At 68.3% G+C, this 6,497-nt stretch carries 5 protein-coding genes, 1 tRNA gene and 1 pseudogene; 1 reads left to right on the forward strand and 6 read right to left on the reverse strand.

Annotation, left to right across the window (positions count from 1 at the left end):
* Positions 1–501: 501 nt before the first annotated feature.
* Positions 502–726 (forward strand): hypothetical protein, encoded by a 225-nt coding sequence (locus JM949_RS32260; RefSeq protein ID WP_203151865.1) that lies wholly within the window; start codon positions 502–504, stop codon positions 724–726.
* 3 nt (positions 727–729) lie between these two features.
* On the opposite strand, the pseudogene JM949_RS32265 reads toward JM949_RS32260, so the two are convergent.
* The 6 genes and pseudogenes from JM949_RS32265 to JM949_RS32290 all read right to left on the reverse strand — a co-directional run bounded on the left by JM949_RS32265 (position 730) and on the right by JM949_RS32290 (position 6,205).
* Positions 730–1,525, reverse strand: a pseudogene (locus tag JM949_RS32265) (carbon-nitrogen hydrolase family protein).
* A gap of 110 nt (positions 1,526–1,635) precedes the next feature.
* The gene (gene clpX, locus JM949_RS32270; protein WP_030333537.1) at positions 1,636–2,931 is read right to left on the reverse strand and encodes an ATP-dependent Clp protease ATP-binding subunit ClpX; all 1,296 of its coding nucleotides are present in this window, start codon (positions 2,929–2,931) and stop codon (positions 1,636–1,638) included.
* Between the two features lie 209 nt (positions 2,932–3,140).
* On the reverse strand, positions 3,141–3,803 hold the full coding sequence (locus JM949_RS32275) for an ATP-dependent Clp protease proteolytic subunit (RefSeq protein ID WP_030333536.1): 663 nt from the start codon (positions 3,801–3,803) through the stop codon (positions 3,141–3,143).
* Between the two features lie 10 nt (positions 3,804–3,813).
* On the reverse strand, positions 3,814–4,455 hold the full coding sequence (locus JM949_RS32280) for an ATP-dependent Clp protease proteolytic subunit (protein ID WP_203151866.1): 642 nt from the start codon (positions 4,453–4,455) through the stop codon (positions 3,814–3,816).
* Between the two features lie 193 nt (positions 4,456–4,648).
* Complete coding sequence (gene tig, locus JM949_RS32285; protein WP_203151867.1) at positions 4,649–5,995, reverse strand: trigger factor; 1,347 nt, start codon at positions 5,993–5,995, stop codon at positions 4,649–4,651.
* A 136-nt stretch (positions 5,996–6,131) separates the two neighbouring features.
* Positions 6,132–6,205, reverse strand: a tRNA-Pro gene (locus tag JM949_RS32290).
* Between the last annotated feature and the right edge of the window lie 292 nt (positions 6,206–6,497).

Here is a 6,497-nt window from a genome sequence, read left to right on the forward strand (position 1 = left end):
CCGTACCGCGTCCCCACCGCTCTCAGCGCCAGGCACTTTTACTACGTTACCCGCTGGTTTCCGCCGTGTCAAACCGGTGTTTCGCGGTTCGTCGTGCTTCATCCGAGATGCGGATATTGTTACTCGCTCGAGTCCACGATGACGCACGTCGTTGACGACGTTCGTTTCTGTCGTGGGAAACCGCAGACCGGCCGATCGCCGCTTCGCGGCTCTCCGCCCGGCTCCTGCCGGCTCCAGAACTCTACCCGGTCGGCTTCGCGTTCGCAACTCCGTTTCGGAGTGCTCCGCACCACCCGGTCTCAGCCTCGCTCGGCGTTCCCGCCACGAGCCTGGCGCCCGTTCTCGGCCGGTTTGTCCGGCCTCCCCCGTGCAGAGAGAAAGTTACGCGGACAGCCCGGAGAAGGCAAATCAGCGTTCATCACTGGTTCGATCCAGCGGTGCGCGGCGGTCCCGCGGCCCGACCGGGGACGCGGACCGCCCCGACGTGCCAGAGTGTCAGACATGGATGAGTCCGGTCCCGGTGCGGCGGTGTACGCCGAGGAGGCGCTGCTCGGTCTCCTCCTGCCGTTCTGGCAGGTGGTGATCGGCGCGGTCGTACTTGTCGTGCTGGTGCTCTCGGTGGGACGGCTGGCCCGACGGGGCAAGTCCCGGATGACCACCGCGCTCCTGGTCACCGCGGCGGCCATCATCGGATTCGCGGTGATCGGCGTCCTGCTGGAGGGCTGAGGCTCAGAGCCGACGGTTGGCCAGGCTGGGCAGCTCGGCCCGGATCGCGGCGAGTCGATCGAGGTCCAGGTCGACGACGGTGACCCCCGGCCCATCCGGCAACTGGGTGAGCACCGTCCCCCAGGGGTCGATCACCATGCTGCGTCCGAAGCAGGTGCGAGCCGGCTCGTGGTCGCCGGTCTGGCCTGCCGCCGCCACGAAGCACTGGTTCTCGATCGCGCGGCCGCAGCAGGATCTCCCAGTGGTCCCGTCCTGTGTGCATCATGAATGCCGCCGGCACCACCAGTAGCTGGGCGCCACCATCGGTGGCGAGCAGCCGGTACAGCTCCGGGAAGCGTAGGTCGTAGCAGATCGACAGGCCGACCCGCAGACCCTCGACGTCCACCACCACCGGTTGCGCCCCGGGCGCGACACTCGCCGACTCCCGGTAGGAGACCCGACCGGGGATCTCCACGTCGTACAGATGAATCTTGCGGTAGCTCGCGGCGAGACGACCGGATCGGTCGAAGACCAGCGACGTGTTCCAGGTGCGCTCCGGATCCGGCCCGGCCTCGTGGAACGAACCAGCGACCAGCCAGATGCCGAGTCGTCGGGCGATCTCAGCGAAGAAGCTGCCCACCTCCCCGTCCACCGACTCCGGTTCGGGCATCCCGGCAGCGGGACCGAGATAGTCGACGTACTCCGGGAGGACGGCCAGATCCGCGCCGCCGGCGGCGGCGCGCTCCAGCAGGACCTCGGCGGCGGCCAGATTGGCCTTACGGTCGTCCCGGGCGTTCAGCTGGCAGACGGCGACACGCATGAGCAAAGGGTACGACCGGAGGGCCGGCACGAACAGCGTCACAGCCCTGCCCCGCACGCGGTCACGCCGGCCGCGTCAGGAGTGACGTGGCCGGCGTGGCGCGGGGAGGATCAAGCCGACTTCTCTTCGCGGTCCCGCCGGGCCCGGCGCCCGGTGAACTCACGCGGCACGATCGTCGGGTTGACGTTTTCCAGAACGACCTCGCGGGTGATCAGCACCCGGGCGGCGTCGGGATTGCTCGGCACCTCGTACATCGCGGAGAGCAGAACCTCCTCGATGATGGCCCGCAGACCACGGGCCCCGGTACCCCGCAGCATCGCCTGGTCGGCGATGGCCTCCAGCGCCGGCTCGTCGAACTCCAGCTCGACACCGTCCAGCTCGAACAGGCGCTGGTACTGCCGGACCAGAGCGTTGCGCGGCTCGGTGAGGATCCGGACGAGGGCGCTGCGGTCCAGGCTCCGGACGTTGGTGATCACCGGCAGCCGGCCGACGAACTCGGGGATCAGCCCGAACTTGAGCATGTCTTCCGGCATGACCTGGCTGAAGATGTCGTCGGTCGACCGCTCGGACACCGACCTGAGCCGGGCGCCGAAGCCGGTGCCACCCTGCCCGGTGCGGGACTCGATGATCTGGTCCAGCCCGGCGAACGCGCCACCACAGATGAACAGCACGTTGGTGGTGTCGATCTGGATGAACTCCTGGTGTGGGTGCTTGCGGCCACCCTGCGGCGGCACGTTGGCCACCGTGCCCTCGAGCATCTTGAGCAGCGCCTGCTGCACGCCCTCACCGGAGACGTCCCGGGTGATCGACGGATTTTCCGACTTGCGGGCGATCTTGTCGACCTCGTCGATGTAGATGATGCCGGTCTCGGCGCGCTTGATGTCGTAGTCGGCGGCCTGGATCAGCTTGAGCAGGATGTTCTCCACGTCCTCGCCGACGTAGCCCGCCTCGGTCAGCGCGGTGGCGTCGGCGATGGCGAACGGGACGTTCAACATCCGGGCGAGGGTCTGCGCCAAATGCGTCTTGCCGCACCCCGTCGGACCGAGCAGCAGGATGTTGGACTTGGCCAGCTCGACGGCGTCACTGCCGGAGCCGGGCGCGCCGGCCGCCTCGGCCTGGATCCGCTTGTAGTGGTTGTAGACCGCTACCGCGAGCGCCTTCTTGGCCTGGTCCTGCCCCACCACGTAGGTGTCCAGGAACTGGCAGATCTCCATCGGCTTGGGAAGCTCTTCCCACTTCACCTCGCCGGACTCGGCCAGCTCCTCCTCGATGATCTCGTTGCAGAGATCGATGCACTCGTCGCAGATATAGACCCCTGGGCCCGCGATGAGCTTCTTGACCTGCTTCTGCGACTTGCCGCAGAAGGAGCATTTCAGTAGGTCGCCGCCGTCACCGATCCGTGCCACCTACGTTCTCCCTGCACTCATCGGCCGGAGACCCGGCCTGACCTGCGGACGCTGCGTGCCGCCCGGCTTGGTTCGCTCTGCCGGCCCAACCGGCGAAGCGGTACGGACCCGACGTTACCCGCTGACGGGGCATTCTCCGACCCCCAAAACGGGTGTGTCAGAGGTCGGCCGGGAACGGAAGCCCCGGCCAACCTCTGACCCGGTACTGCTCAGCGGGCGGCGTTGGCCGCCAGCAGACCCTTCTTACGGCTGGTCAGGATCGTGTCGACCAGCCCGTACTCCTTGGACTCCTCGGCCGTCATGATCTTGTCACGGTCGATGTCCTTGCGGACCTGCTCGATCGGGCGGTTGCAGTGGCGGGACAGCATGTCCTCCAGCTGCGTACGCATCCGCAGGATCTCCCGGGCCTGGATCTCGATGTCCGAGCCCTGCCCGTAGCCGCCCTCGGTGGCCGGCTGGTGGATGATGATCCGCGAGTTCGGCAGCGCCATCCGCTTACCCGGAGTGCCCGCCGAGAGCAGCACGGCCGCCGCGCTCGCGGCCTGCCCGAGGCAGACCGTCGAGATGTCCGGACGAACGTACTGCATGGTGTCGTAGATCGCCGTCATGGCCGTGAACGAGCCACCCGGCGAGTTGATGTACATGATGATGTCGCGATCCGGGTCGGTGCCCTCCAGCGTCAGCAGCTGGGCCATCACGTCGTTGGCCGACGCGTCGTCCACCTGCACGCCGAGGAAGATGATCCGGTCCTCGAAGAGCTTGTTGTACGGGTTCGACTCCTTGACCCCGTACGACGTGCGCTCGACGAACGACGGCAGCACGTAACGGTTGTGCACGGCCGCGAACTGGGGCGGCAGGCTCAGGTCGGTCATCGTCAGCTCCTCAGCTCAGGGTCCCGGCGCCATCCGGAACCTGAGCGGCCCCGATGATCACCTTGTCGATGAAGCCGTAGTCCATGGCCTCCTGGGCGGTGAACCAACGGTCCCGGTCCGAGTCGGCCTCGATCTGCGACTGGCTCTGACCGGTGTGGTGCGCGACCCGCTCCTGGAACATCCGCTTCGTGTAGAGCATCTGCTCCGCCTGGATGGCGATGTCGGACGCCGTGCCGCCCAGCCCGCCGGACGGCTGGTGCATCATGATCCGGGCGTGCGGGAGGGCGTACCGCTTGCCCTGGGTGCCCGCGCAGAGCAGCAGCTGGCCCATCGAGGCCGCCATGCCCATCGCCACGGTCGACACGTCGTTGTCGATGAACTGCATGGTGTCGTAGATCGCCATGCCGGAGTAGACCGAGCCACCCGGCGAGTTGATCCACAGGTTGATGTCGCGGTCCGGGTCCTCCGCGGCGAGCAGCAGCAGCTGCGCGCAGATGCGGTTGGCGACCTGGTCGGTCACCTCACTGCCCAGGAAGATGATGCGTTCCTTGAGCAACCGGTTGTAGACCGAGTCGTCGAGGTTGCCAATGGAGTCGCCACCGCGCGCGTCAATCGCCCGGAGCGACTTCTTGGGGATGTGCATGTCGGTCATGGCAGCCCTTCGCTCTCCGTACCGTCTTTCCCGACACTAACCGCTGTGCGAGGCGGCAGAGTCCCGGTCGGGGCAGTGTTCGCTCTCAGCGCAGCTGTCGGGCGTACCCGCGGCGCGGGCTTCCGGGCGTACCCCGGAAAGGGAAACGGCCGCCATCCACCGCGCAGCGGCGGACGGCGGCCGCACCCGACGATCAGTGGTCGTGGTTGTGCTCGGCCTCGTTGGCGGCGCGCAGGGCGTCGAGGGTGATCCCGTTGCCGGCCGAGTCCTTGATCGTGATCTTCTCCATGACGGCCGCGAGCGCCTTGCCCCGCCGCACGTCGCCGAAGACCGCGGCAGCCGCGCCCGAGCGCACCAGCTGGTCGTAGTACTGCTGCGGAGCCATCCCGGCACGCTGCGCCCGGTGCACGATCTCGTGCCCGAACTCGTCGTCGGAGACCTGCACGTCCTCCGCGTCGGCGAGGGTGTCGAGCAGCAGCTGGACCTTCACGCCCTCGGTCGCCGCCTCGGTCAGCTCGGCGTCGATCTGCTCCTCGGTCTTCTCCTCGGCCGCGAGGTACTCCTCCATCGAGGCGCCGATCCGCTCCAGCTGGTCGATCATGGCCTGCTTGCGGCTGGCGACCTCCTCGCGGACGACACCCTCCGGCGCCGGCACGTCGGCGGCCTCGACCAGCTGCGCCAGGGCCTTGTCCCGGGCGGCGTAGATCTGCTCGACCTGCTTGCCCTGGGTGACCCGCGCGCGCAGATCGCCGCGCAGCTCCTCGATCGTGTCGAACTCGCTCGCCATCTGGGCGAACTCGTCGTTCAGCTCGGGCAGCTCCTTCTCCTTGACCGTGCGCACGGTCACCGCCACCTCGGCGTCCCGACCGGCGAAGTCGCCGCCGACCAGCTGGGTGGTGAAGGTGGTGTCCTCGCCGGCGGCGAGGCCGACCACGGCCTCGTCGAGACCCGGCAGGAGCTGCTTGCTGCCCACCTCGTGGGAGATGTTGCTGGCCTGGCCGCCCGGCACGTCCTCGCCGTCGACGGTGGCGTTCAGGTCGATCTGGACGTAGTCGCCCTCGGCGGCGGCCCGCTCGACGGTCTTGAGGGTGGCGAACCGCTCCCGCAGGTTCTTCACCTGCTCGTCGATCTCGCTCTCGTCGATCTGCAGCTCGTCGACGGTCACCTCGATGCTGGACGCGTCCGGGATGGTGATCTCCGGGCGGACGTCGACCTCGGCGGTGAAGTTCAGCGAGTCACCGTCGTTGAACTCGGTGATCTCGACCTCGGGGCGCCCCAGCGTCTTCAGGTCGTGCTCGCGCACGGCGGCCATGATGTTCTCCGGGATGGCCTCCTGGACCGCCTCGTTGAGGACGGTGCCCCGGCCCACCCGCTGGTCGATCACCGCGGTCGGCACCTTGCCCCGGCGGAAGCCCGGGACCTGGACCTGCGAACCGATCTCCCGGTACGCCTTCTTGAGGCTCGGCTCGAGCTCGACGAACGGCACCTCGATGGCGAGCCGCACGCGCGTCGGGCTCAGAGTCTCGACGGTGCTCTTCACAGGCGTACTCCTTGACGGATCTCAGTTGAGTCTGGGCGTGATTCAGCCCATCGAGTGTAGGCGAGCCGGCCTGACGCTCCGGCATCGCCCGGGGCCGCACGGGCGGCACCCGGGGCGGCCCGGCCGCGGACGACAGTCGGGGTGGCGGGATTTGAACCCACGGCCCCTCGCTCCCAAAGCGAGTGCGCTACCAAGCTGCGCCACACCCCGTGGCGACGAGCAGTCTATGCCGTCGCCGCGCCGCAGGGGGTGCCGGGGCATCCCCCACCCGGACACTTCCCCCAAAAGACCCAGATGACACCAGCGCCCCGGCCGGGGCGTCAAGCCACCCGTCGCCAAGATCCGCGCAACTTCCCGGATGTAGTGGCCTCACAATGCGCGGACACCACTACATCCTGATGTGCGTCATCTGACGGGGGACGGCATCCGCGTGTGGGCGTGAGGGGCCGGCATCCGCGCGGGGCGGCGCGGCAGCGAGGACGCGGCGCGGGTCGGCGGCGGG

Origin of the sequence: Micromonospora tarensis (genome assembly GCF_016803395.1) — a bacterium.
Lineage (GTDB): Bacteria > Actinomycetota > Actinomycetes > Mycobacteriales > Micromonosporaceae > Micromonospora > Micromonospora tarensis.

Coding starts and splice junctions, on each gene's coding strand:
- JM949_RS32260 (WP_203151865.1), top strand. CDS start 502: ATGGATGAGTCCGGTCCCGGTGCGGCGGTGTACGCCGAGGAGGCGCTG.
- JM949_RS32275 (WP_030333536.1), bottom strand. CDS start 3,803: ATGACCGACCTGAGCCTGCCGCCCCAGTTCGCGGCCGTGCACAACCGT.
- JM949_RS32280 (WP_203151866.1), bottom strand. CDS start 4,455: ATGACCGACATGCACATCCCCAAGAAGTCGCTCCGGGCGATTGACGCG.